General features: G+C 45.2%; 23 protein-coding genes. 2 read left to right on the top strand and 21 right to left on the bottom strand.

Features of this window, described 5'->3' with window-relative positions; all coding sequences use genetic code 11:
• Positions 1-61 precede the first annotated feature (61 nt).
• From D4N35_RS10275 to D4N35_RS10195, 17 genes are all read right to left on the bottom strand, one after another.
• On the bottom strand, positions 62-2,239 hold the full coding sequence (locus D4N35_RS10275) for a DUF4129 domain-containing transglutaminase family protein (protein ID WP_120073184.1): 2,178 nt from the start codon (positions 2,237-2,239) through the stop codon (positions 62-64).
• Positions 2,236-3,429: a DUF58 domain-containing protein gene (locus D4N35_RS10270; RefSeq protein WP_120073182.1), complete on the bottom strand. Its 1,194-nt coding sequence runs from the start codon at positions 3,427-3,429 to the stop codon at positions 2,236-2,238. Before D4N35_RS10270 ends, D4N35_RS10275 begins: the two co-directional genes overlap by 4 nt.
• A 1-nt stretch (position 3,430) precedes the next feature.
• Positions 3,431-4,417, bottom strand: coding sequence for an AAA family ATPase (locus D4N35_RS10265; RefSeq protein WP_120073180.1), 987 nt, complete (start codon positions 4,415-4,417; stop codon positions 3,431-3,433).
• Between the two features lie 90 nt (positions 4,418-4,507).
• Positions 4,508-5,332 (bottom strand): NAD(+) synthase, encoded by an 825-nt coding sequence (gene nadE / locus D4N35_RS10260; RefSeq protein ID WP_120073177.1) that lies wholly within the window; start codon positions 5,330-5,332, stop codon positions 4,508-4,510.
• A 30-nt stretch (positions 5,333-5,362) separates the two neighbouring features.
• Positions 5,363-6,829 (bottom strand): nicotinate phosphoribosyltransferase, encoded by a 1,467-nt coding sequence (locus D4N35_RS10255; RefSeq protein ID WP_120073175.1) that lies wholly within the window; start codon positions 6,827-6,829, stop codon positions 5,363-5,365.
• Between the two features lie 18 nt (positions 6,830-6,847).
• Positions 6,848-7,396 (bottom strand): cysteine hydrolase family protein, encoded by a 549-nt coding sequence (locus D4N35_RS10250; protein ID WP_120073173.1) that lies wholly within the window; start codon positions 7,394-7,396, stop codon positions 6,848-6,850.
• A 17-nt stretch (positions 7,397-7,413) separates the two neighbouring features.
• Positions 7,414-7,728 carry a DMT family transporter gene (locus D4N35_RS10245; protein WP_120073171.1) on the bottom strand — a complete coding sequence of 105 codons (315 nt, stop codon included), beginning with the start codon at positions 7,726-7,728 and terminating at the stop codon, positions 7,414-7,416.
• 1 nt (position 7,729) lies between these two features.
• Positions 7,730-8,065: a DMT family transporter gene (locus D4N35_RS10240; RefSeq protein WP_120073168.1), complete on the bottom strand. Its 336-nt coding sequence runs from the start codon at positions 8,063-8,065 to the stop codon at positions 7,730-7,732.
• A 262-nt stretch (positions 8,066-8,327) separates the two neighbouring features.
• Positions 8,328-9,488, bottom strand: coding sequence for a M20 metallopeptidase family protein (locus tag D4N35_RS10235; protein ID WP_120073166.1), 1,161 nt, complete (start codon positions 9,486-9,488; stop codon positions 8,328-8,330).
• A gap of 139 nt (positions 9,489-9,627) precedes the next feature.
• On the bottom strand, positions 9,628-10,560 hold the full coding sequence (gene glaH / locus D4N35_RS10230) for a glutarate dioxygenase GlaH (RefSeq protein WP_120073163.1): 933 nt from the start codon (positions 10,558-10,560) through the stop codon (positions 9,628-9,630).
• A 422-nt stretch (positions 10,561-10,982) separates the two neighbouring features.
• Positions 10,983-11,312 carry a DUF3870 domain-containing protein gene (locus D4N35_RS10225; protein WP_120073161.1) on the bottom strand — a complete coding sequence of 110 codons (330 nt, stop codon included), beginning with the start codon at positions 11,310-11,312 and terminating at the stop codon, positions 10,983-10,985.
• A 24-nt stretch (positions 11,313-11,336) separates the two neighbouring features.
• Complete coding sequence (gene lhgD / locus D4N35_RS10220; protein ID WP_120073159.1) at positions 11,337-12,554, bottom strand: L-2-hydroxyglutarate dehydrogenase; 1,218 nt, start codon at positions 12,552-12,554, stop codon at positions 11,337-11,339.
• Positions 12,555-12,573: 19 nt separating this feature from the next.
• On the bottom strand, positions 12,574-13,239 hold the full coding sequence (locus D4N35_RS10215) for a GntR family transcriptional regulator (protein WP_120073157.1): 666 nt from the start codon (positions 13,237-13,239) through the stop codon (positions 12,574-12,576).
• A 129-nt stretch (positions 13,240-13,368) separates the two neighbouring features.
• On the bottom strand, positions 13,369-14,760 hold the full coding sequence (locus D4N35_RS10210) for an APC family permease (RefSeq protein WP_120073154.1): 1,392 nt from the start codon (positions 14,758-14,760) through the stop codon (positions 13,369-13,371).
• Positions 14,761-15,067: 307 nt separating this feature from the next.
• Entirely contained in the window at positions 15,068-16,525 is a 1,458-nt protein-coding gene (locus tag D4N35_RS10205; RefSeq protein ID WP_120073151.1) for an aldehyde dehydrogenase family protein, read from the bottom strand.
• Positions 16,522-17,868 carry a 4-aminobutyrate--2-oxoglutarate transaminase gene (gene gabT, locus D4N35_RS10200; RefSeq protein ID WP_208646295.1) on the bottom strand — a complete coding sequence of 449 codons (1,347 nt, stop codon included), beginning with the start codon at positions 17,866-17,868 and terminating at the stop codon, positions 16,522-16,524. The genes D4N35_RS10205 and gabT overlap by 4 nt, the downstream gene beginning before the upstream one ends.
• A gap of 335 nt (positions 17,869-18,203) precedes the next feature.
• Positions 18,204-18,659, bottom strand: coding sequence for an N-acetyltransferase (locus D4N35_RS10195; protein ID WP_120073149.1), 456 nt, complete (start codon positions 18,657-18,659; stop codon positions 18,204-18,206).
• Between the two features lie 181 nt (positions 18,660-18,840).
• On the opposite strand from D4N35_RS10195, the gene argJ reads away from it, so the two are divergent.
• Positions 18,841-19,995 (top strand): bifunctional glutamate N-acetyltransferase/amino-acid acetyltransferase ArgJ, encoded by a 1,155-nt coding sequence (argJ, locus tag D4N35_RS10190; protein ID WP_120073147.1) that lies wholly within the window; start codon positions 18,841-18,843, stop codon positions 19,993-19,995.
• Between the two features lie 829 nt (positions 19,996-20,824).
• Here the strand turns inward: argJ and D4N35_RS10185 are convergent.
• The 4 genes from D4N35_RS10185 to D4N35_RS10170 all read right to left on the bottom strand — a co-directional run bounded on the left by D4N35_RS10185 (position 20,825) and on the right by D4N35_RS10170 (position 23,950).
• Complete coding sequence (locus D4N35_RS10185) at positions 20,825-21,553, bottom strand: amino acid ABC transporter permease (protein ID WP_235870354.1); 729 nt, start codon at positions 21,551-21,553, stop codon at positions 20,825-20,827.
• A 15-nt stretch (positions 21,554-21,568) separates the two neighbouring features.
• On the bottom strand, positions 21,569-22,270 hold the full coding sequence (locus D4N35_RS10180; RefSeq protein ID WP_120073192.1) for an amino acid ABC transporter permease: 702 nt from the start codon (positions 22,268-22,270) through the stop codon (positions 21,569-21,571).
• 64 nt (positions 22,271-22,334) lie between these two features.
• Positions 22,335-23,183 carry a transporter substrate-binding domain-containing protein gene (locus D4N35_RS10175; protein WP_120073145.1) on the bottom strand — a complete coding sequence of 283 codons (849 nt, stop codon included), beginning with the start codon at positions 23,181-23,183 and terminating at the stop codon, positions 22,335-22,337.
• A 14-nt stretch (positions 23,184-23,197) separates the two neighbouring features.
• The gene (locus D4N35_RS10170; RefSeq protein WP_120073142.1) at positions 23,198-23,950 is read right to left on the bottom strand and encodes an amino acid ABC transporter ATP-binding protein; all 753 of its coding nucleotides are present in this window, start codon (positions 23,948-23,950) and stop codon (positions 23,198-23,200) included.
• A 215-nt stretch (positions 23,951-24,165) separates the two neighbouring features.
• Between D4N35_RS10170 and D4N35_RS10165 the strand changes: the two genes are divergently transcribed.
• Positions 24,166-25,353: an acyl-CoA dehydrogenase family protein gene (locus tag D4N35_RS10165; protein WP_120073140.1), complete on the top strand. Its 1,188-nt coding sequence runs from the start codon at positions 24,166-24,168 to the stop codon at positions 25,351-25,353.
• The last annotated feature ends 728 nt before the right edge of the window (positions 25,354-26,081 follow it).

Genomic DNA, 26,081 nt, shown 5'->3' with positions numbered 1-26,081 from the left:
TTTGCTTAAATACAGGAATGCTTTCTTTTACTTCGATAAAGCCTCTTATCTACTTTTACAGTCAATCCATTGTCCTCTTCATTAAACTTTCCCATACCTCTTTGGTATATTCCCAATTTGCGGCGTCCCCATCTCCGCCATAGACAAGCTTCTCATACCGCTCCGTCAAATGGCTCATGTCCGCTGTGTCAAAATGACTGTCAACATAAGCCGCATAACTGCGAAGCGTCTGTCCAGGTTCTCTTCTTAACCCTGCCCTTTCCAGCCGTTTAAGTAATGCTGCGTATGCTGAGGCAAATATCTCATCTTCTTGTTTATTTTTGTATTTCCATATTAGAAGGCGTGGGATCCAGCGGTTTCTGCTTAGCAGCAATCCAGCAGCAGCAATACCGATAATAATGACCCCAAGACCAATTGTGACCCAATATTTGTTGAAAAGTTTGCCCGACTTTGTTTCTTTATCCCTCGTGTTGGCGGAAGATTCTTTTTTCTTTTCCTTCTTTTGAGGCTGATTTTCGGAAGCTTCCCCGGAATCCTGATTGGCAACCGGTGTTGCGGATGAATCATTTTTTTCATCATTCAGGATGTTGACAGGGTTGTTAAACCCTTTTGTCGGTTCAAACGGAACCCATCCCAATGAGGGAAAAAATACTTCGACCCATGAGTGCGCCTCGTTGTTTGTTATTTCATAAATTCGATTATCATCGTCAGCGGTCCCTTTGTACTGGCCGGGAGCATACCCTTTCGCCCATCTTGCCGGGATATCCAATGACCGCAGCATGACAACCATTGATGTGGAAAAATTATCACAGTACCCTCTTTTTGTATCAAAAAGGAATTGATCAACATAATCCTCATCTTCTGCCGGAACCGCCACCCGGGTTTGATCGTACGAAAATTCTCCTGTCTGAAAATGCTTTTCAATTGCCAAAGCCTTATCATACCAGTTATCATGCTCGGCAGTCAGCTCAACAGCCAAATTGCGGACACGCTCCGGAAGAGTCTCCGGCAATTGGGTATACTGTTTTCGCAGTGCGGAAAGGCCGGCTCCTCCCTGGATGCCTTTTGTTCCCCGCAATTCCATCAAGCTATAAGATGCAGGCGTGTATTTGATTGTATACTTAGGTAAACGCACTTCTTTCAAACCTTCGGAGTAAGGGATGAGCTTATCCAAACGCGGATCATAACGAAGGAAGCCTGCGTCTTCGCCTTCCATGGATAAAAATCCATAAGGCCTGACTACATGCGGATAAACGATATCAAAATCGAATGTTGCTTCCCGCACCGGGTTGTCGCTTAATGAAATGGCATCGATCCGATGTTCCTCGCCATATTGAATTTCCATCATCCCTTCGCTTGCCTGATCCGAAGCAATCCAACCTTTTCCTGTATATACATCTTTCGTCTCGATCTTCCAATATTGCCTTGTCGGAGTCGCCACGGTAAAAACAACCCGGTCATCATTGATGAAAGGCCCGCCCAATTGGGTATCGTCCATTCCGTATCCGATTTTTGAAACCCCGGCTCCCCTCATATTTTCCGCCTTCGACTCAATGAAAGGGACGGGATCGGGCCAAATCGGTGCGGCTTTAGGCGACAGATAACCGATCGCCACTCCAAAGCAAATCATGAAAATCAGCGGGATCATCCAACGTCCCAGCAGCAATTGCTGCCCTTCCATTTTCTCTTTTTCAAGCATTCTTTTGAAAAACAGCAAGCTCAAAAGGATGAAGCCGATAATGACAATGCGGACAATGGCCCGGTCCCCATGATATTCCGTAAAAGTATCCAGCGATGCAATATAAAATACGGTCATGAAGTAAAACGCAAATATTTTCCTTTTTACCGTCAGCCAATACCTGAGCAAATAGGTGATTTGCCAAAGAAGGAGAAAAAAGAGCAGGCTTCTAAAGAATGAAGAGAGATTGAGCCAGTCCCTTGACAGAACAAGGGCAATATCGGCCTTGATTGCCGCAAGCATTTCGAAAATCCATGGAAGAAATCCAAGGTCGTTGGAAAATATAGCATAAAGGGAATAAAGGATAAAAGCTCCCTTTACAGGCCATGTAATATACCAAGGGAAATGAAAGAAATTAAGGAGCAAAGAAAAGATAACAAAGATGATAAAATAATGGACTTCACTCGTCTTTGTAATTTGTTCAAGCGGCAAAAGCCATTCCCAGAGCAGCATGAAACCGAGAGCATAAAGGACGAATGTAAATATTTTGCCACTGTTCACCGTGTTTGTTCCACCCCCGCAAAAGCCATTCGGAAATTATGTCCGACAACCGTATGGACATTCAGTCCTTTTCCGGCCGCCATGGCTTTCAATGCCGTTTCCTCCGCAGTCGATATCTCTTCATTGCCCTTCATAAGGAAAATGAATACTCTTCTATTCTTACCGGGCAGTTTCCCTGCTCCGTCAACCATCTGTTTCGAGAGCCTGGATGTAATAATAACGAAAACAGCAGATTGTCCGGCCAATGCCTGATCTCCAAGGTCATGTTCCAGTTCATGCGAGCCATCTTCGGACACTTTTGCCAGCTGGTAAAATATCGCTGCCTCCTGGCCTGCACCGCTCCGGGGCGGAAGCAGCACCTTTTCTTTGCCACCTATCAACATTCCGGCTTTCCCGCCGTTCCTGATGACAGTCCTTGAAGCCGATGCAGCAAACTTCACCAGTGTCTCGAAGTTATTTGCTGGCGCCGTATCCAGTATGATCAAAAAATCATTGGACTCCCTCGTTTCAAATTCCTTTGTCATCATTTGATTCGATTTTGCGGAAGCTTTCCAGTCTATCCAAGAAAAGCGGTCTCCCGGTTCATATTCCCGAATCCCCGCAACCAGGGAAGTATCATTGCGCGATGAGGAAAGCGATAAGACTCCTCCCTGATCAAGCATACTGCGAAATGATTTGTAGAAAATATCTTCATATGGAGGGTAGACAAGGATGGCTTGTTTGCAAAGTATTCGCTTTTCTTTTTCGAGAAGTCCGAGTGCATCACCCGTTTTAAGCCTGATGCAATGAAGGTGATGCTCGCCGCGGGAAGCATTCCTGATTGTATAGGCCATTTTCAAATTCCTTTTAAATCCCGGGAAAAACACCCGCTTCATTTTTTCATGATTCAGCGAGTCCGGCATGACATCTTCAATCAAAAGAAATAGAAGCGGAAACGGAAGCTTTCTTTTCAAAGTCAAATTCACTTCAATATCATCGCCGGCATTATACGTTTGCGGGAAAACGGTTCGTTCCGCCTGGAAGTTTACCGGATAAAAGAAGAGGAGAATGGAATACAATGCAAAAGGCAAAAAGCTGTAAAATAAAAACCAGCTGACGAACCCGCCTTGAAACATAGCGTAGGCGAAAGCCAAGGCAGGCAAAATGAAAACAGCGGATACTTTCATCAGCTTGGACATTGCCGCCGGCATTTTATTTCACTGCCCTTTTCACTGGTACATGTACACTTGAAAGCAAATTCTCCATTATTTCACCTGCTGTGATTCCGTTATATTTCGCTTCCGATTTTAAAATAAGCCGATGGCAAAAAACAAAAGGAGCCAAGTATTGTACGTCGTCCGGAAGAACGAAGTCGCGGCCTGATATGAACGCCAATGCCTGGGATGCTTTGAGCAAGGCGATGGATGCCCGCGGACTTACGCCAAGCTGCACATGCGGATGCAACCGTGTTTTATTCGCCAGCTCGACAATGTACTGCTTCATTGCCTCTTCGACGAAAACATCTTTCACGTGGTCCTGAAGGCTTCTTAAATCATCCAGGGAAATAACCGGCTGCAGTTCATCAATCGGAGATGTCTTTTGGCTCCGCGTCAACATTTCGACTTCTTCATTCTCACTTGGATAACCCATTTCAAGTTTTAACAAAAAACGGTCCAGCTGAGCTTCAGGAAGCGGATACGTCCCTTCGTACTCAATCGGATTTTGGGTAGCCATTACAAAAAAAGGCTTCTCCATGTACAATGTGACTCCGTCAATCGTTACGCTGTGCTCTTCCATCGCCTCCAACAGGGCAGACTGGGTCTTTGGAGAAGTCCTGTTAATTTCATCGGCTAATATGATATTTCCCATAATAGGGCCGGGACGGAAAGTGAATTCCATTTCTTTAGGGTTATAGATGGAGACGCCGACAACATCCGATGGCAAAAGATCCGGAGTGAATTGAATCCGCTTGAATTCGGCATTTACAGACCTGGACAAGGCTTTGACCATCATCGTCTTCCCCACGCCCGGGACATCTTCAAGAAGCACATGCCCTTCCGCCAAAAAGGCGACTAGGCAAAGCCTGGACACTTCGTTCTTTCCGACCATGACCTTTTCGATATTTTGGATAATTTTTTTGATCTGCTGCTGAGTGATCTCGACCGTCATATTGTTCACCTGCCGCTCATATTTTCTCATTCAATCTCTGAAACTATCGAAATTGTTTTTCAATTCAAGATAGCCAAGAGAAAGTGAACAAGAATCATCCATCCCTGTTCACTTTCAATTTCATTTCCAAAAATCGTCGAACACGTTTACCGGCAAGTGCCGCTTGTGCTCCGATTTCCGGTATAAAGCTTCGATTATATTCTTTGCTGTTTCCGAAACCTGCTTTCCTTCCAGATAGTCGTCTATATCGTCATAAGTGACACCCAGAGCCACTTCGTCCGGGAGCATCGGGCGGTCTTCCTCCAGGTCTGCCGTCGGAACTTTTGTATATAAATGTTCCGGACATCCAAGTTCTTGCAGAAGCATTCTTCCCTGTCTCTTGTTTAGCCTGAAAATCGGCACTGCATCGGAAGCACCGTCACCGTATTTGGTGAAAAAACCGGTCAGGGCTTCAGCAGCCTGGTCCGTCCCCAATACAACGCACCCGTTCGTGGCGGCAATGCTGTACTGTGCTTTCATCCGTTCGCGGGCTTTTTCGTTTCCTTTTGTAAAATCAGAGATTTTGACTCCCGCTTTTTCAAGGGAAGCCACACTGGCATCAACAGCCGGCTTGATATTCACTTCATAAGTGACAGAAGGCTTGATGAATTCCAGTGCATCATCCACATCTTTCGCATCGCTTTGCATCCCGTACGGAAGTCTGACTGCGATGAACTTATATTTGTTCGTACCGCGTGTCTCGTTCAATTCATCGACGGCCATTTGAGCAAGCCTGCCTACAAGCGTGGAGTCCTGCCCGCCCGAGATGCCGAGCACATAGCCGTTAAAAAAATCGTGCGCTTCCATATATTCCTTAAGAAAGTCCACGCTTATGCGGATTTCCTCCTTCGGATCGATCATTGGCTTCACTTTTAGTGCGCCAATGATTTTCTGCTGCATATCCATGATGGGATTTCCTCCTTCATGAGCCTATATCTACTTTTTCAACTGATCGGTCTTTTCTTTGACCGCCTCTATATTTTTCATTTTATTATCCCAGCACTTCTGGCTGAGGTCGACCGGATATTCTTCCGGATTAAGCATACGCCGGTATTCGTCCCATAAAACATTGAGGCTTTCAGACGTATAAGCTTTTATCTGTTCGAGCTCGGGAAGCTTATAAACCAATTCGCCGTCCACAAATATGTCATGAAGAAGATTTTTCGCTTCGAAATTCGTAACAAACTTGCTGATGAATGTATGGACAGGGTGAAACATTTTCAGTCTTTTTTCTTCCTCCGGGTTTTCATCCCATAGTGTTATATAGTCACCCTCTGATTTATGATTTAACCTATTAATGATCCTGTAAACCTTTTTACGGCCCGGCGTTGTAACTTTTTCTGCATTTCCGGAAATCTTGATCGTATCCTGCCATTCGCCGTGTTCGTCCTGAATGGCGACAATTTTATATACAGCTCCAAGGGCCGGCTGGTCATAGGCTGTAATCAGCTTTGTTCCGACACCCCAGGAGTCAATCTTTGCCCCCTGTGCCTTCAGGTGAAAAATGGTGTACTCGTCCAGATCGCTTGATGCCACGATTTTCGTGTCATGGAAACCTGCTTCATCCAGCATCTTTCTTGCCTCTTTGGATAAAAAAGCCATATCCCCGCTGTCAAGCCTGATGCCTGCAAAATTGATCCGGTCACCCATCTCTTTCGCCACCTTAATGGCAGCCGGCACGCCGGACCTGAGCGTGTCGTATGTATCGACAAGAAAAACGCAATTATAATGGCTTTCCGCATATTTCTTGAATGCCGTGTAATCATCTTTATAAGCCTGCACAAGTGAATGGGCATGTGTCCCGGCAACCGGCATTCCGAACAGTTTTCCCGCCCTGACATTGCTCGTTGCATCAAAGCCCCCGATATAGGCAGCGCGCGTTCCCCATAAAGCAGCGTCCATTTCCTGCGCCCGCCTTGTACCGAATTCAAGTGCAGCTCCGTCTCCGACAACCTCCCTGATGCGGGATGCTTTCGTCGCTATCAAAGTCTGGTAATTGACTATGTTCAATAGCGCTGTTTCTATAAGCTGGGATTCGGCAAGCGGGGCTTCTATCTGCATAATCGGCTCATTGCCGAAAACAATTTCCCCTTCACGCATCGACCGGACCGTTCCGGTAAATCGCATATTTGCCAAGTAGTCTATAAATCCGTTGTCATATTCCAGTTCCTCACGCAAATATGTAAGGTCACTGTCCGTGAACCGGAAGCCGCTTAAATAATGGATGGCCTTTTCAAGCCCTGCAAATATAGCATAACCGTTTTTGAACGGAAGCTTCCTGAAATACAAGTCGAACACCGTTTTTCGGTCATGTATTCCGTCCTGCCAATATGTTTTGGCCATGTTGATTTGATATAAATCGGTATGAAGCATCAAGCTGTCATCCGGATGATGATATTTCATTTGTTGTCCACTCCTCCACTAAACGACCTCTGCACCAAGCGTGTCTGCAAAATGGGATAATGCCCATTCATGGCCCGCTTCATTAAAGCTTGCCACCGCATCTCTATGAATCACGATTTTAAAGCCCTTATTATAGGCATCCACCGCAGTGTGCAGCACACAGATATCTGTGCAGACGCCGCATATATGCACCTCTTCTATTCCCCGTTCACGCAATTTGATTTCCAGATCCGTCCCTGCAAAAGCGCTGTACCTCGTTTTATCCATATAATGTACATTCGCATCATCTTTATGACGCTCATATAAATCTTTCAGGGACCCATAAAAATCGCGCCCCGATGTCCCCTCTATGTTATGCGGGGGAAAGAGCTTTGTTTCCGGATGGAGCTTGTCGCCCTCGATGTGCTTGTCTACAGCAAACACGACAAAGCCGCCATCTTCCAAAAATTGTTTCGTCAATCTGACAATCGCCTGCTCAATATCCTGCCCAGGCTTCCCGCAGGTGAGCTTTCCGTCTTCCGCTACAAAATCATATGTATAATCAACATTCAGCAAGGCTTTTTTCATAAAGCTAATACCTCCCATTAATCCATAATTTTCAGTCCAACGGCACCTGCAATAATGAATGATAGAAAGAGCATGCGCTTCCAACCGGCTGATTCTTTAAAAAACAAAATGCCCATCAAAACAGCTCCCGCGGCCCCGAGCCCCGTCCAAATGGCGTATGCCGTCCCAAGCTGTATCTCTCTCATGGCCAATGATAAAAAATAAAAACCCAGCCCGAAGGTCATGATCATGGCAAGAAGCCAGAATAACGACTTTCTTTCATTGTAGATATTAATTGTCATAACGCCAAAAATTTCTCCGAAACTGGCAATCACAAGGAATAACCAAGCCATTTTATCCGCCCTCCGCCTTTTCAGCCTGACTGTCCGTTGTTAATTTGATTCCAACTACACCCACGATGATAAGAGCAATAAAAAACACTTTGGTTAAAGAAAAATCAGCCCCGAAAAATAAAAAATCTATCAGGACGATCACGGCCGCACCGGAGCCTGTAAATACGGCATACACTGTGCCTGAAGGCAATTTTTCACACGCCTTGATAATACAAAAGAAACTTATTATGATTGCAACGATGGTTCCAAGCCACTCCCACAATGTCTCGGAGTACCGCAAACCGATTACCCAGAACACTTCTACGATTGCCGCACAAAGCACATATGTCCAGGCCATTTTCTTCCCCTTTCATGATTTGCTCCTGATTATATATTATCACAGAAGACGCGCCTGTGTTACGTTACGTACAAAGATAGATTAGTGACATGGCGGTGCGATGATACAAGTGACAGAAGCAGCATTTCCCACGTATGCCTACCGTCTTTTCCATTTGAACGGTTCTTCGGGAGGCATTCACCTCCTATACCTACCGTGTTTCCATTTTGCATGGTTGGTTCGGGAAGGAATCGGACGAATTTAAGCTTGCTTCGGTCACTTGTTATCTGTCAAACACATATTGCGTCAGTATTTTTGCTCCGATTGGAATGACTTGTTCATTAAAGCGGAATTTGGGATGATGCAAATCGTAGGTTTCTTCATTTTCTTCGCGGATCCCCAAACGGAAATAGCAGCTCGGTACTTTTTCCGCAAAGAAGCCAAAGTCGTCGGATCCCATTGAGATATTGCTTAACTCTGTAACATGTTCCTCTCCGATGACCGCTTTAGCTGCTTCGTTCACCTTTTCAGTAGTCGACGAATCATTTACGATTGCAGGCAGTCCCCGCCTATAATCAACTAACGCTTCTCCCCCAAAGTCTCTCGCTATATTTTTAACAAATAACGGAAATTTTTTTTCAAGCTTTTCTCTCGTATTCTTTGAGATTGAGCGGATTGTCCCTTCTAAAATCACCTGATCTGCTATCACGTTTTTTGCTGTACCGCCATGCATTTTGCCGACATGAATGACAAGAGGATCTACGGGATCTTTCCATTCAGTTGTAAAATAGTCGAGGAAATCAACAATTTCGGAAGCGATAGAAATGGCATCCGTCCCTTCATGCGGCCTTGCGGCATGCCCGCTCTTTCCTATCACTTCAATTTTAAAATCATCGGAAGCTGCAGTAACCGGTCCTATTTTAATCCCGATTGAGCCCAATGGAATCTTCGGCCATAAATGCAGCGCGGCCATATTGTTGATTTCAGGCTGGGAAAGCACTCCGGCTTCGATCATTTTCTCAGCTGCGCCCAATGCCTCTTCACCCGGCTGAAAAATACACCTGACCATTCCTTTTAATAATGCCCTAAATTTCCAAATATGATAGACGGCTCCAAGCAGAATGGCCGTATGACCGTCATGTCCACATGCGTGCATGACCCCTTTGTTTTTTGAAGCAAATTCAAGGCCGCTCTGTTCTGTTATCGGCAAGGCATCGATATCTGCCCTCAAAGAAATATTGGGACCGTCCCCGGCCTCTCCGGTAATATCCACAACAATCCCCGTGTCACAAACAACTTTATATGGTATACCCCATTTTTTCAGCCTTTCTTGAATATAGAGGCTGGTTTGATGTTCCTCAAATGAAAGTTCCGGATATTGATGGAGATGTTTTCGAATCTCAAATAATTCTTCATTTAATTCGTTGTCCCATTTCCAGGCCATAGATGTCAGACTCCCTTCATAGTCAGTCTTTTCCATTCCTTTTCCACTATGAGACATAAAAAAACCGCACCCGTTGCCGGGTGCGCAAAAATGAAGGTAGAGGTTATTAACAATTGAGTAACAAATGACTTAGTTAAAATTATTCAACGAAGCGTCCGCGCTGCCGCATCAATTCACGGTTCAAGTCAGGGTTCACTTCGAACGCTGCACGTCCGTGCATCCAGAACAGGTTGTTGAGTACGACAAGGTCGCCGACTGGAAGTTCCAGTTCAATGACACTTTCGTCAGATTCCAATGACGCAGATAGGTCTTCCAAATATTTTGCCTGTTCGATTGATTCAGGATATACGAACTGGTCGATGAAGCAGATGCATGGCTTGTCATTCACGTTGAAGAATGTAGCCCGGTCTACTGTTTGCGTTACGTTTTTGCTTGGTGGTGCAATGTATGTGAATTTATGCTTTCCAAGCGGGTTGTTGACAAATTTGTCAAGTTCTTTCCAGTCATCCAAGTGAAGTAGCCTTGACTCACCGCCAACAGCATTTTCTTCAACCATTTTCATCATTAGCAGCCAGTCTGTTGGCTCGTCAACGAATGTTCCGTCTGTGTGTAATGTGAATAAACGGTACGCCTGGCGAAGGAAAGAGTCACTGTTGTCTGTGTGTTTTACTGTAAAACGTGCATAGTATTTTCCAGTCATCGCATCAAAGTTTGGCATACCTACCAAATGAGAGATAGCAGTTCCGAAGATCACAAACTCATCAGTATCTTCTGTTACACCTTCCAAACCTAATGTGAAACCGCCGGACTCACGGTCATGAATAATGCCTCTTAGTATCTCACCAAGATCTTCACCGACAAAATCTTGAAGAAGTGAAGCAACGATTTGACGTTGGTATGGTGTGTATTCAAGGACTTGAACGCTGATATTTTTTTCTTCGACAGCTGCCAGGAATTTGGCAATGGCTTCTTTGTCGATTTCAATGTGATATAAACGGTCGGATTGCGGATGAGACTTCACTTCATATGCTTTTCCTGTTTTCAGAAACTTTTTTTCCTTTGTAACGCCCATTACAGATTCCTCCTGTTTAATGAAAAGTATAATTTTAATCGTGGAGAAACAGAAAACATAAAAAGCCAGCTGTCGATATACCCATCCCGTTTCGAAAAGGTTTCATATCGGCAACTGGCTTATATTCACTTCACCGCTCTATGGCTGTAGAGTCACAGTGAATATTGCAGTCTGCATATTTTATTTTCCGGTCTCCAAAAATCTATACTATTCACGGATTTTGAAAAGGCATTTTTCAAAAGGTGAATATGTTTTTATTAATGCTTGATTTAAGAATACCACCCTGTTTAAGATCTGTCAACAATATTGACATATTTTTTTCTTGTATTTTCCACATTCATTTTTTTGATTACAAATCTGACTAAAAGGGACACTTCCAATGGCGAAGTGTCCCTTTCCGTTCTATCATGACCAAACAAATATTATTTTTCAGCCGCCTTGATTTGCTTATAATGGAGATCAAGGTCCTTCATTGCTGCGATGAGTGCATTGGTCGCTTTTCCGCGGTAATACGTCTGGATGGCTTCAATCTGTTCGTCGATCCCATCCTTCAGACTAGTCCCCCTTAAAAGGCGCCCGATAAAATCACTGCCATGTTCAGTTGCAAGTGTAGCGGAAGCTTTTAAAATAACTCCGTACTTAACATCTACTTCAGCTGTAATCGTCAAGGTTTCATACACACTTTTGGCAGCCATTCCCTGCGGCAGGCGTGCATGGCCAGCTATAAACATTGTTTTGGCATTGAACTCCATTGATTAAATCTCCTCTTTCAAGAATTATAATGTTACAGCTGCTTCTTTAAGATGTGCTTGTTTAGGAATTCGTCTAACCACTTCTTTTCCTATTTCTATGGATGCAGTGGCAGCTGGTGATGGCGCATTGCATACATGGATGGATCTGTCGCCCATGATGATGTTGAAATCATCGACCATGGAACCGTCATCTTTAAGTGCTTGGGCGCGGACACCTGCAGGAGCAGGAATCAAATCGTCCTCCTGGATTTCAGGGATCAAAGCCTGAAGGCTCTTTGTAAATTGAGCTTTGCTGAATGAACGGATATATTCCTCCATTCCTTCTTTTGCGAACTTGCCAGCCATTTTCCATAATCCTTTAAATGCGAGGCTTTCCGCTAAATCCTTCGCACTGAAGTCGAGCTTTCTGTAACCCTCACGTTTAAAAGCCAACACAGCGTTTGGACCTGCATCAACTTCCCCGCTGATCATGCGTGTAAAATGAACGCCAAGGAACGGGAACTTAGGATTAGGAACAGGGTAAATCAAATGTTTTACAAGATAGCGTTTTTCCGGCTTCAACTTATAGTATTCCCCGCGGAAAGGCAGAATTTTCATATCTGTTTTATATCCTGCAGCTGCAGCAACGCGGTCACTGTGAAGACCTGCACAGTTGATGACCAAGCCGGCTTTGACTGTTCCATTAGTAGTTTCGATGACAACTGAATCGGAGCCTTCGTTGATTTTTTCAACCTTCGTGTTTAAAAGGATGTCTCCTCCATGTTCCTGAATGATCTCGGCGAATCTTTCACTCACTTGCTTATAGTTGATAATTCCGGCCATCGGAACACGGATTGCTGCAAGCCCAGCAACATGAGGCTCAATTTCGTTCAGTTCTTCTTTGCTGATTTTAGTAATGGCGAGCTCGTTTTGCAAACCTCTTTCATAAAGATTGTCCAGAAGCGGGAGTTCTTCCTGCTTTGTCGCAACGATGACTTTACCGCAAATGTCATGCTCAATGCCATTCTTTTCAGCGAACTCTCTCATCGACTGGCTGCCTTGTCTAGCAAAACGGGCTTTGAAACTGCCGGGCTGATAGTAGATTCCAGAGTGGATGACACCACTGTTGTGGCCGGTTTGATGCTCGGCCACGGATCCTTCTTTTTCAATAATGACAACTTTTGCATTTGGAAATCTGTCGTAAATGGCCATTCCTGTTGATAAACCGACAATACCGCCGCCTACAATTGCGAAATCATACATAATTTATGCCTCCATTTGTTTAAGCGTGTTTTTTAATTTTCTCCATACAATCTATTAAATTATTTTTTGTTCTTAAAATATGATACTCCACTGCAGCCCTCAGTTCTTCGGGATCTCCTCTTAAGGCAGCCTCATAGATGAGCCTGTGTTCCCGCTGTGTCTCCTGATAATAATCAATCAGCAGATTCGGTGCTATTGGAGAAATTCCAAGAGTTTCAACCATTTTGCGGAGCCTTGGCCAAGGACAGCCACTCATGAGCGTCTGATGAAATTCCGAATTCAACCGGATGTATTCATCATTCGTTTCACCTGTCAGATCCAGCGATTCCATCTGGATCAGAATTTCATGCAAGTGCTCTTTGTCTCTTTCTGTCAGAAAAGGAAGTGACTTTTCCACTGCCAGGCCTTCGAGCATGGACCGTATATAGTAGATTTCCTCTATATTTTCCTTTGTAATCGGGGTGACAACTGCGCCTTTGTGAGGGACGATTTCAACGAGCCCTTCCATCTGCAGTTGTGTGAGTGCTTCTCGAATCGGCATTCTGCTTACTTCCAGCTTCTCTGCCCATTCTTCCTGAATCAACCGGTCTCCCTTTTTCAAAGTCCCGTCCAAAATGACTTCTCTCAGGCGCTTCGTGACATTTTTAACAACTGTCGCCTTAGGCTGAGCCAATTTATCTGGCAAAACATCCACCTCGATTCACTTTGGATACAATTTAAAGTTTATCACACGAAATAATAGCTTTCAATAGAAAAAAATAAAAAAATTGAATCCAATCTTCAAAAGATTGGATTCAATTTAGTTGATTTTTTTTTATTCTTTATCGATATATTTCAGTTTTCCCTTAGGGAATTTATCACCCATTGCAATCATGAGAATAATACCAAGAATGGTCCATCCTGCGAAAATACCCCACTCATATGGCCATACTAAAGCCGCTGGCATACCTGGCATGTAAAGGATAACAAAGAAAATACTCAAGATGATCGCAATCCAACCGACAATGCTGGATTTCCCCGCTTGAAATGGACGAACCATATTAGGCTCGTTTTTACGAAGCTGTACGAAAGCAACAGCTGCAAGGAGATACCCGATAACAATGGCAAGTCCGCCCGCATCTACGAGCCAAACAAGCATAGGCCGTCCAAGCAATGGAGCTACAGTTGCCAGTACACCGATGAATAATACGGAATTAGTAGGCGTACCGTGTTTTGCATCAATTTTACCGAACCAGGCAGGAATCATCTTTTTATCAGCCATCGCAAATAAAATCCGGCTTCCTCCAATAATAAAGGCGTTCCAGCTTGTAAGGATACCGGCGATACCGCCAAGAATCAAGACAATTCCCCAAATGTCACTTCCAAAAAGAGCAACCATAGCATCTGCAGTCGGAAGTGTTGAAACCGCCATATAATCTTTATCCAATCCCAAAGCAACAGCCAGAATGACCGCCACATACCAAATAATAGCCAAAACAACCGACAAAATCAGGATTTTTCCAATCGCTTTAGCCGGAACATTCATTTCTTCAGCAGTTTGCGGAATAACATCAAATCCAACGAACATGAATGGAGTCATAATTGCAACAACCATGATACCGCCAATACCGCCGACAAACAATGGATCTGCATTGGCTGCTTCTCCGTTGAATACGCCGCCAAAAATAAGTAATAAACCGATAATACCAATCACAATGGTTAAAACCATTTGCAGGAAGGCAGCAGACTTCACACCGAGATAGTTTACAATGGTAACAAAAATAGAAGCTCCAACACCAACTAATACCCATGAGGCATATACTTCATAATCATTGACTGTATACATGTATCCGACTTTATAATTCGGGAAAATATACTCGATTACTGTCGGAAGCGCTACGGCTTCAAATGCCACTACCGAGATATAGCCAAGCGCGAGCATCCATGCCGCTATAAAAGCTGATTTGGGCCCGACACCCCTAAAAATATAAATAAGTGCTCCACCTGTAGTAGGCATGGAAGAGGCAAGCTCAGCGTATGTCAAACCAACAAAAATGACAAGTATTCCACCTAAAACGAATGCGATCATTGCACCGATTGTACCAGCCCCGAGAATCCACTCTCCGGACATGACAACCCATCCCCATCCAATCATGGCTCCGAAAGCCAAAAACAGGACGTCCCAACGGGATAATACCTTTTGAACCTCTTGCTTATTGTTGTCCATTATCTTACTCCTTTGTTATATTCTTCCTTCTTATGAAAAGCGCTTTCTCTCCAAAGCGGACTTGCCGGCCAAACAAGCGCTTTGACTGTTGACTAATATGAAATACGCTTACGCTCTTTCTTGCAAAAATTACTGCGTCACTCGAACTGCCAGATTACTTCTTTGATAACGGCAGCTTTTGTATCCGATTTCCGTTACCCCTGTATAATGTTAATCCAGCCTTTATCGATTGACAGGTGCCCGCGCTATCTTTTGAAGGATCCTGCCGAAAGACTGTCACTTTCGGCAGGCAGATGTATGAAAAATATCATTTTGCAAATGGATTGATCGTTACGGTTTTATTTGTTGTAAAGAACTCGGCAGCAGCCTGGCCTTGCTCTTTCGGGCCTTGGCCGGAAGCTTTCGTTCCTCCGAAAGGAGCCTGTGGTTCGGCACCGCCGGTTTCACCGTTGATTTGCACCATTCCCACTTCACTGTTTTCCATGAAATGGAACGCCTTTTCAAGACTGTCTGTGAAGACGGCAGCACTTAATCCGTAAATGGTGTCGTTGGCCTTTTCCAACGCTTCATCATAGTCGGCCACTTTCATGATTGCCACGACAGGACCAAAAATCTCTTCCTTCACGATTGTCATGTCATGTGTAGCATTTCCAAAAATGGTTGGTTCAATGTAATAACCGCCGTCGATATCCAATGTGTTTCCTCCGTATAGAAGCTCGGCTCCTTCATCTTTACCCTTTTGGATATAGCCGGTGACCGTGTCAAATTGCTTTTTGGAAGCAACAGGACCCATTGTGACTCCATCCTCAAGACCGTTGCCTACTGTCCATTGCTTTGCATACCCGATCGCTTTTTCCACAAACTCGTCATAAATGCCAGCTTCGACATAAGCACGGCTTGTTGCAGTACAGCGCTGGCCGGTTTGTTTCATGGCCCCTTCCACTACAAGACGCGCAGCCAGATCGAGGTTTGCATCCTCAAGTACAACAGCAGGGTTTTTACCGCCAAGTTCAAGCTGGAATTTCTTTCCGTGTTCAGTGGCCAGTTTTGCAATGTTTTGGCCGACTGCGTTGGATCCAGTGAAAGTGACCGCCGCTACATCTTTATGGGTTGTAAGGACATCACCGATTACGGAACCTCTGCCCAATACAAGGTTAAGAACTCCGGATGGCAGCCCTGCATCTTCAAATACTTTTGCCACTTTTGCGGCTGTAATGCCTGTCTCTTGCCCCGGTTTCCAAACGACCGGATTTCCAAATACAAGAGCAGGAGCTATTTTCCATATAGGGATGGCAATCGGGAAGTTCCAAGGTGTAATGGCTGCGACAACTCCAACAGGCACACGGACCGCCAGCAAAGTGGTCCTGTCCGACGCCGAAGGAAGGACTTCGCCTTTTTGGCGGTAGCCTTCTTGAGCATAGTATCTTAATATGGACGCGCCTCTAAGTGCTTCCCCTTTTGTTTCGATGAATCTTTTGCCCATTTCCCGGGTTGCTGCTTTCGCAATATCGTCGGCCCGTTCTTCCAAGATATCTGCCGCTTTGCGAAGGATTTCGCCGCGATTGACAGAAGACGTCGCCTTCCATCCTGCCGCAGCGGCTTTTGCCGCTTCGACCGCTTTTTCCACGTCTTCTGCTGTAGAAACTTCAGTGAATCCAATGCTTTCGGAAGGCTTGGCCGGATTGAAATGCTCATGTTTTTCTCCAGAAGAAGCACTGACCCATTCTCCTCCGATAAAGTTCAAATAATTAGCCACAATATTCACTCTCCCTGGAACTCCATTATTTTCTTCGATTCTTCTTTTATGACTTTTTCTAGAATAGTTAATCCTTTGTCAATTGTTTTCTCATCCATCGTCAAAGGCGGAAGGAACCTCAAGACATTTGAATAAAGGCCGGAGCTTAAAACGATAAGGCCCTGCTGCCATGACCGTTTCACAATATTGGCAGTAAGCTCTTTAGCAGGTTCTTTTGTTTTTTTATCCTTGACCAGTTCTATGGCGCACATCGGACCGAGGCCCCGTACGTCGCCGACCGCCTCATATTGGGTTTGCCACCGCTTAAAGGCGCCTTGGATCTTTTCACCCAGCCGGACACTCCTGTCCAGAATGTGTTCTTCCTCAATAACATCCAATACAGCAAGCCCTGCAGCACATGCGACCGGACTTCCGCCCAGCGTTCCGCCAAGCTGCCCGGCTTCGGGCGCATCGACAATCCCGGCTCTGCCCGTCACTGCACTCAGCGGCATGCCGCCCGCTATTGATTTGGACATGGTCACAAGGTCAGGCTCCACACCAAAATGCTCCATGGCGAACATTTTTCCCGTACGGCAAAATCCGGTCTGGATTTCGTCTGCGATAAAAACAATTCCATTATCAGTGCAGAATTTTTTCAATCCCTTCATGAATGTCGCCGTCGGAGCGACAAATCCCCCTTCGCCTTGAACCGGCTCGATAAGGAGCGCCGCAATATTGTCTTTGTCGGCTTCAAACTGAAAGAAGTTGTGCAGGCTGTTTAACATCAGTTCATCTACTTCATCCCTGGACAATCCGTCATCGCTTCTGTAGTAGTAAGGGTACGGCAGCCGGTAGATGTCACCGGGAAAAGGCCCGAATCCCTTTTTATAAGGCATGACTTTTCCAGTTAAGGACATGGTCAGCAGCGTCCGCCCATGAAATGCACGGTCAAAAACAATGATTCCGGGCTTACCTGTATATTTGCGGGCCATTTTTATTGCGTTTTCATTCGCTTCCGCACCGCTGTTTGCAAGCATAGTCTTTTTTGAAAAATCCCCGGGTGTAAGCTCGTTCAACCGTTCGGCCAGCTTGATATATACCTCATACGGCGTTACGTGAAAACAAGGGTGTATGAGTTTTGAAAGCTGTTCCTGAATGGCCTTGACTACCTTCGGGTGGTTATGACCGGTATTTTGGATCCCGATACCTCCCGCGAAGTCAATATACTCGTTTCCATCCACGTCTTTTACAATTGAACCGCTTGCAGAATCGGCATAAATGCCCGTTACATTGTTCAAACCTCTCGCGACAGCTTTTTCGCGCCGCGCTTGCAGTTCAGTTGCCCTAGTGCCTGATGAATAAACCTCCCCCACACAAACCTCCTCCTTTTTCGATGGAAAAAATGCAAAGCATTCGGAAGGCACTTTTTGCAACCATTGTTTGCGCTTTCCTGAACAATAGAAAAAGCCAGTTTCACTATAAATGTACCTTTGACGGTGGTGCTGTACAGAACGGTCATTTATCGAGTAGAACTGGCTCTAAATCTACGTTATGCTTTGCTTCCTCAACAAAGTCTGGTTAGATTTGACAGTCTTGCTTATAATCATTATGCAGTCATGAATTATCTATGACGATATAACTATAGCAACAACGCCAAGAGACTGTCAATCTAATTTTTCAGGAATTCGACAAATTTTTTATCAAGCTGTTAAAAGGTGATTGCCATTGCAACTTCATCACATGCAGGAAATTTTGGGCAATGAATGCAATCTGTCCAAACCTTTTGGGGCATCTCTTCTTTTTGTATAATCTCAAACCCGCATTTCTTAAAAAACGCAACTTGGTAGGTTAGTGATATCAGCTTGGAAATACCTAATATTTTTGTTTCTTCGACAATTTTCGATACTAATATTTTTCCAATCCCGCGTCCCTGTGCATTTTCGTCAACCGCAAGAGAACGAATTTCCGCCATATCTTGCCCAAGAACCGCCAGGCAGGCAACTCCGAGCACTTCTTCGTTTTCTTCCGCAACGAATATGGATTGTATATTAATGATCAGGGATTCACGAGTTCTTGGAAGCAGCAGCTCCTCGTCGGCATATTGGTTGACCAACTCGTACACCTTATCAATATCCTTAAGGACTGCCTTACGGACTTGGATCATTTTTATCACCTTTGAGTTCAAATTATATTGTTAATCATACCGATTGGGGGTGGAAAGTCAATATATTTTTAAATAATTATTCATTTTATCTAATATTTATTCAAATATCCCTTTCTTTTTACAAAGACCGCTGTATAATATTCATTAATGAATAATCTATTGAGATGGGAGAATTTTTCGAATGGAACAAATATTGCTTCCGAAGGGCTTTTACTCTTGTGCCAAAAACCTCGGCATAAAGGATCATACACCTGACTTTACAGTCATTTTTTCCGATACTCCAGCAGCCGCAGCAGCCATGTTTACGAAAAACCAATTTTGCGGTGCACCTGTTACAGTCGGGAAGGAACATATTAAAGACGGCTTTCTGCAGGCCTTCGTTGTGAACAGCAAAAACGCGAACGTGGCGACAGGAAAACAAGGAATCCAGGATGTGCACACAATCATTGAAGCTGTTGCTGAAGAATTGAACGTCAAGCCGAAGGACATCCTCCCCTCTTCAACCGGGGTGATCGGCGTTCCGTTACCGGTACAAAAAATTGTCAACGGCATTCCTGGTATCAAAAGCGAGTTGAAGAAAGATGGATTGAAAGATTCTGCAGAAGCCATCATGACTACAGATACATTTGCAAAATACCGCTCGGAAAAAATAAACGGCGTTACATTGTGCGCCATCGCCAAAGGATCAGGGATGATCGAGCCTGACATGGCAACGATGCTGAGCTATATTATGACAGACGCCAAGATTGATCCGGACAACCTGAAAGCTATCTTGGAACGAGCGGTGAACGCATCCTTCAATATGGTATCAGTAGACGGGGACACGAGCACAAGCGACACCGTCGCTGCCATGGCGAACGGGCTCGCCGGCCCTGTTGACCTGGGGAAATTCGAAACGGTGCTTACTGACATGTTGATCAGTCTCGCCAAGGACCTCGCAAGAGACGGGGAGGGGGCAACCAAGCTTGTCGAAGTCCGTGTGGACGGTGCCAAAGACAATCGTGAAGCCAAATTGATGATGAAATCGATCATCAATTCACCTTTGGTAAAAACAGCGATCTTCGGTGCGGACCCCAACTGGGGAAGAATTATTTCCACAATCGGAAATGCGGAATACCCCATCAACCCCGAAGAGGTTTCGGTGGCGTTCGGCGACCTTCCTGTATTCAAAAATGGGGAACCTGCGGAATCAAGCCTGGAGGAACTGACAAATTACCTGGAAGGCGATGAGATTGTCATTTCCATCTCCCTTGGAAAAGGAAGCGGAAAAGCAACCGGCTGGGGCTGCGATTTATCCTACGATTACGTGAAGATAAACGGGGAATATACGACTTGATATGAAAGGGCGTAGCAGCCGGAGGACAGCTGGGTGCCTTACCGTTTGAACGGGGACTGTGCTGCTTCGGGAGGGAAAGGCGCCGTTGACTGACCGTTTCAGCGGGGTGACTCTTGCTTCGGGAAGGGAAAGTGCCGTTGACTGACCGTTTCAGCGGGGTGACTCTTGCTTCGGGAAGGGAAAGTGCCATTGCCTGACCGTTTCAACGGGATGACAGCTGCTTCGGGAGGGGAAGGCGCCGTTGCCCGACCGTTTCAGCGGGCTGCGCCTTGCTTTGGGGGGAATACCGGCAAAGGGGCTGCCCGGTCACCTGTTTTTGATTGCCCTCCCTAAAAAAGACAAAGGCAAACGAATTTTTTTCGCTTGCCTTTGTTTTTTTTTCACAAGTAAAGAAAGTAAAACGTGATACGAAAATTTTCTTCGAATGAATCCTTTCTTTGTCCAGCGACGCACAGGATGTGCTAGTGCAGACGAAGCGACAGGACGTCGCTACCTGAGCCTGCCTTCAGCGCCCAGCGACTAGCAAACTTCGCCCTCCTCCACTACGATAAGTCAACATCGGCTCCGACGGACAGGACGTCCTAGTGCCACCGAAGCCACAGGATGTGGCGATCTGAGGCGGCGTACCTCGCCGTGTTGTCTGGCTGCGAGTGCCATCGGCTCGAGGTCATAAGCCAATCGCTGCTGAAGGCAAACTACGCCTTCTTCAGCGCTCGTCTTATGCTTGTCGCCGATAAGCAGGCACTCTCGCACTTCCTTATCCTTTATCTCATTGCGGAGGGCTCCAGTTTATACGTCGCTAAACGGGCGCCTTCCGCTTTTCTAACAATCATGCCGCGTTTCCTTCAATCCGCTCTTCATGCCGCCCCAATTTATTTTCTGCCCAGGCAAAGAACAGTTCAAACACCCATGAAATGACCCAGTAAATGAGGGAAGCGACCAAATACATTTCCAGGAACCTGTAGCCGTCATTCGCAATGATTTTGGCTATCGCCATTATTTCGACCACTTTCACCGCAAATGCGAGGGAAGTGGCTTTAATCAGGCCGATGAATGTATTTCCCAAGTTCGGCAATGCCACAACGAATGCCTGCGGCAAAATGATCCGCCTCAGACCCTGCGCAGTGGTCATGCCCACCGATTGTGCCGCCTCCATCTGCCCGGCGCTGACGGCATTGATGGACGAACGGAAAATCTCCGCCTGATATGCTGAAGTATTCAGCGTATAGGCGATAAAGGCATAGATCAAGGGAGAGATTTGTGCTGCATCAAAGTTTGTTCCAATTTGCTCATTCAGAAAATCAAGAAGTACAGGCACACCATAGAAAAATACATATAATTGAACGAGCAATGGCGTGCCCCTGATAAATGAAATATAAACGATAAAAAACCGGTTCAGAACTGGAATTTTATAGATTCTGCAAAGCGAGATCAAAATCCCGAAAATCAATCCGAATATCATCGCCACAACTGCAATGGCCAGCGTTGCAGGCACACCTTTCAATACTTCCGGAAATTGTTCCAGCGCAAATTCCAGATTGATGATTGACAAAAGCAATGTCGCCCCTCCCCTCTACTGCCTGGATATGCTGACCCGGCCTTTTTTAAAGATATTTTCCAAAAAGCCGATGGCGCTTTCTATCAATATGCAGGTCCCCCAGTAAACCAATGATATGACAACATAAATCTGGAACATTCCCATCCCGTGGTTGTTGCCGAGAATGATTCTGACCTGCCCCATAATATCGATGATTCCAATCGTAAAAGCCAGCGATGTATCTTTTAATAGTTCAATGATGTTATTGCCCAGATTCGGCAGAGAAATGACAAAAGCCTGCGGCAATATGATCCGGAACAATGCCTGAGGATAACTCATGCCGACACTATAGGCAGCTTCCAGCTGGTCCCGGCCGACAGCCAAGTATGCCGACCTGAACACTTCCGATAAGTAGGCCGCCGTATGGAAAGAAAAGGCAATGACCAGGAATACGAGCCGGTCCCAGCTGTTTATGTCTATATTAAAAGCCAAGAGCAGCTGCGGCAGGCCGAAATAAACAAGGAAAAGCTGCACCAGCAGCGGCGTACAGCGAGTAAACGACAGGTAAAAAGTCGCCAGTTGATAAAGAACGGGCTGCTTCTGAATCCGGACAATTGCAACAAAGACACCAAGTATAATAGAAAAAAATAAAGAAAGACCCAGCATTAAAAGCGTCAGCGGAAGTTTATCCAACACCTTTATGAACAGATCCGCCCAGCCGGCAAGTCCGGAAGCCATCATTCATTCACCACCTAATTAAAATCCGTATTGGGACACCGGGAACCCAATACGGAAAGTTGGACTATTCCTCAAAATTAAATCCTTTCTCATTGATGTAATCAAGATCTTGGAAGAAGTCCACTCCAAACCACTTTTCTGCAAGCTTTGATAACGTGCCGTCTTCTGTCAATTCAACAGTGGCCTGATCGATTTTTTGTGCAAGCTCTTTATTTTCCTTGCTGTATACTGCATAAATCGGTTCTTTTGATATGATTCCAGCAACCTTCAAATCCAAGTCCAATTCCTTTTGGATTTCGTTGAACGTCGTTACATTAATGAACATAGCGTCCGCTTTCCCTTTGTCTACCATTTTCAAGTTTTCCGCATTGGACGGGGAATCCATACTTTCCAATGTCAAAGGATTATCCGGATGCTGATCATTGTATGCATTTAAAATGGCACGCAATCCCCCGCTTGGCGAAACCGGCGGAAACTTTTTCCCAACCATGTCATCCAAAGTTTTAATGTCATCCCTGTCTTTTTTTGTTACCAATGATGTAAGGGAATATCCAAATTCATGTTCCGGATAAAGGAACTTCTCTTGCCTTTCCGGGTTTTTGAAAAACCAGTTGATGGCGAAATCATATTTTCCCGTATCGACCCCGACCAGGTTGGATTCTTCCTCTCCCCAAATATATTCAAACTTGTAATCCGGCAGCTTTTTTTCAATTTCCTTCATATAATCCATGTCGTACCCGATCGGCTCATTATTTTCATCTGCATATAAAAATGGAGGGTTGACCTCATCGCTGATTGCTACTTTAATAACCTTTTTTCCATCGTCCGCTTCATTGCCGGCACCTTGCGAGCAGCCGGAAATAATAAAAATAAGACCAAATAATGCCGCTGCTCCTGCCCAAAACTTTTTCATTCCAATGTTCCTCCCTAAATCGCATAATCCGGTTCTTTGACCAGTCTTTTTAAAAATCTTTGCGTCCGTTCATGTTTCGGATGAATCAACACTTCTTCCGGTGTACCCTGCTCAATGATATGTCCTCCATCCATGAACACGACACGATTGGCCACTTCACGCGCAAAGTCGATCTCATGAGTGACGACAACCATCGTAATTCCTTCGTTGGCAATCTGTTTAATGATGGCAAGCACCTCGCCGACCATTTCCGGATCCAATGCCGAAGTCGGTTCATCAAATAATATGACGGACGGATTCAGGGCCAGTGCCCGTGCTATTCCTACCCGCTGCTGCTGTCCTCCCGAAAGCTGCGAAGGAAACTCATCCACCTTTTCAGCCAGGCCGACTTTCTCCAGTAAAGAAGCGCTTATTTCCCTCGCCTCTTTTTTGGGCATTTTCTTAGCCACGATGAGGCCTTCCATCACGTTTTCCAAAACCGTCTTATTTTTAAAAAGATTATAGTTCTGGAAAACCATTGCCGTCTTTCTTCTTAATTCAAGGACATCCCGTTTTGATGGGTACTTTCCCTCCACAGTAAAGCCTTCGATCGAAATGGAGCCTTCGTCAGGGCGCTCCAAATAGTTGATGCACCTGAGCAATGTTGTTTTTCCCGATCCGCTCGGACCGACAATGACTAAAACATCCCCCTTTTCCACATCGAGATCAATCCCTTTTAACACATGGTTTTTATTAAACTTTTTATTGATGTTCTTTAACTTAATCACATTGATCCCTGCTTTTTATTGTTCTTGTAATTAAACCAAAGATTAACATAACTATTCATAGTTGTAAAGTTGGAATTTAGTTTTTTCTCTGCTAAGGTATAATAAGAATTATTACTTGACGCTTGAAATCAACTCCGATATATTAAAACCAACAAAACTAATAGGAATTATTACTTTTAAGCATCGTATGCATATACAATATCAGGGGTGAAGAAATGAAAGACTTATTTATTAAAAACGATATCCAAAAGCTATGGCTGGATAAGTTATATAAGAAAGAAACAGATTTTAAAAGCGGGTCTCAGGAAACGGATGAGCTGGCAAAATTTCCAAAAGAAAATATCCTGGAGCTTGTCCGGATGGGGTACACCGCTTTGACTTTGCCAAAGGAATACGGCGGAGAAGGATTAAGGGTATATGATATGGTGCTTTTCCAGGAGACCATCGCCAGCTTTGATGGAGCAACTGGGCTTTCAATCGGCTGGCACATTGGCACCATCGGTGAACTGTATGAGAAAAAACTGTGGTCCGATGACCGGTTGAATTTTTTCGCCAAAGAGGTGCTTGACGGTGCGCTCGTCAACCGCGCTGTGAGCGAAGCCCAAACAGGGAGCCCTACAAGGGGAGGCCGTCCAGGAACTGCAGCAGTGAAGAAAGATGGCCGTTGGGTCATTAATGGAAGAAAAAATTTTACAACGATGTCCCCGGCGTTGACCTACTTCCTTACTTCCGCTTGGATTGAAGAAAAACAGGCAATCGGATTTTTCCTTCTGCATAAGGACACGGAGGGCCTTTCAATAGAAGAAACGTGGGATGTTATTTCGATGAGAGGCACAGAAAGCCACGATTTGGTCTTGGATAATGTCAAGGTCGATGATTCCATGCTTGTTGAAATCAACGAAGGGCCGCGAGGGAATAAAATCAACGGCTGGGTTTTGCACATTCCGGCTTGTTACTTGGGGATCGCACAAGCTGCGAGAGATTACGCGATCCGATTTGCCAACGAACATTCGCCCAACAGCATCAAAGGGCCGATCAGCGAACTGCCGAATGTGCAGCGGCTATTGGGTGAGATTGAACTTGAGCTCATGAGAGCAAGACATTTCATTTACAGCGTAGCCGAAGCTTATGATGACGAAGAGCGGCGGCCGCTGATCGCAAACGAGCTCGGAGCCGTTAAGCATACGGTTACCAATTCGGCCATTTCCATTGTTGACAAGACGATGCGGGTCGCGGGGGCAAAAAGCCTCCAGCGTTCCAATCCGTTGCAGCGTTATTACCGTGACGTGCGGGCCGGCCTCCATAACCCGCCAATGGACGACATGACGATCCATAAGCTTGCGATCGCTGCCATAGAGCAGGATAAGAAAAAGGCAGAAACCTTAAAAAATAACGAGGTCTGACCCCATAAGGAAAGAGAGCAGGACATTTCCCCTGCTCTCTTTCCTTGTTTCTTACTTCTTCTTTTCGTTTTTTGCCGCTTTGGAGCCTTTGCAGTTGCCGCATAATTTACAGCCTGATTTAGCGAGACACATGTTTCTTTTCCTCCTAAGAATCATTTGTCCGTTGAATCAGAAAACCGGCGTTAAAAAACCAGCCGCGCACCGGCCCCCTTCCATAAGGAAAAAAGCTGGATGCGCGACTGGTCTATTCTGCGTTTGTCCCGCGGTTAAACCCGCTGGCTGACAGATTCGGCAGTCTTCTTATTAACGTTGTTAAAGGATTGCGCACTATTTTACCTGAACCGAAAAAAGGTCATTAATCCGGAAAGTAAATTTTGTACGCCTTATAATCAATAGTACTGACTTACCAGGAAGCTGTCAACAGTATTTTTTATTTATGATATAGAAAAGTATATAATTTGACTAAAATTTTCTTTTGAAAAATAAGCGTCTTGTCTAGCTCCGACGGACAGGACGTCCTAGTGCAGACGGCGCCATAGGACGTGGCGCTTTAAGTCTGCCAGGCGCCATCGGCGAAAGGATCAAGTCAAATTGCTGTGGTGGCTGTAGAGCCGCCTCCTCGCAATTCGCCTTGTGCTTGTCGCCTAAGGCTGCGCGCCTTGCGCTTTTCTTATAAGCGTTTTCCTTTCTGATAAAGTGAAACTTCAATCAGCGGGGGTTTTCTTCAT

The organism is Siminovitchia fortis, from assembly GCF_003605365.2.
Taxonomy (GTDB): Bacteria; Bacillota; Bacilli; order Bacillales; family Bacillaceae_C; genus Siminovitchia; species Siminovitchia fortis.
The sequence above is the reverse complement of the archived record's forward strand: the minus strand, read 5'-3'. Positions and strand labels throughout refer to the sequence as shown.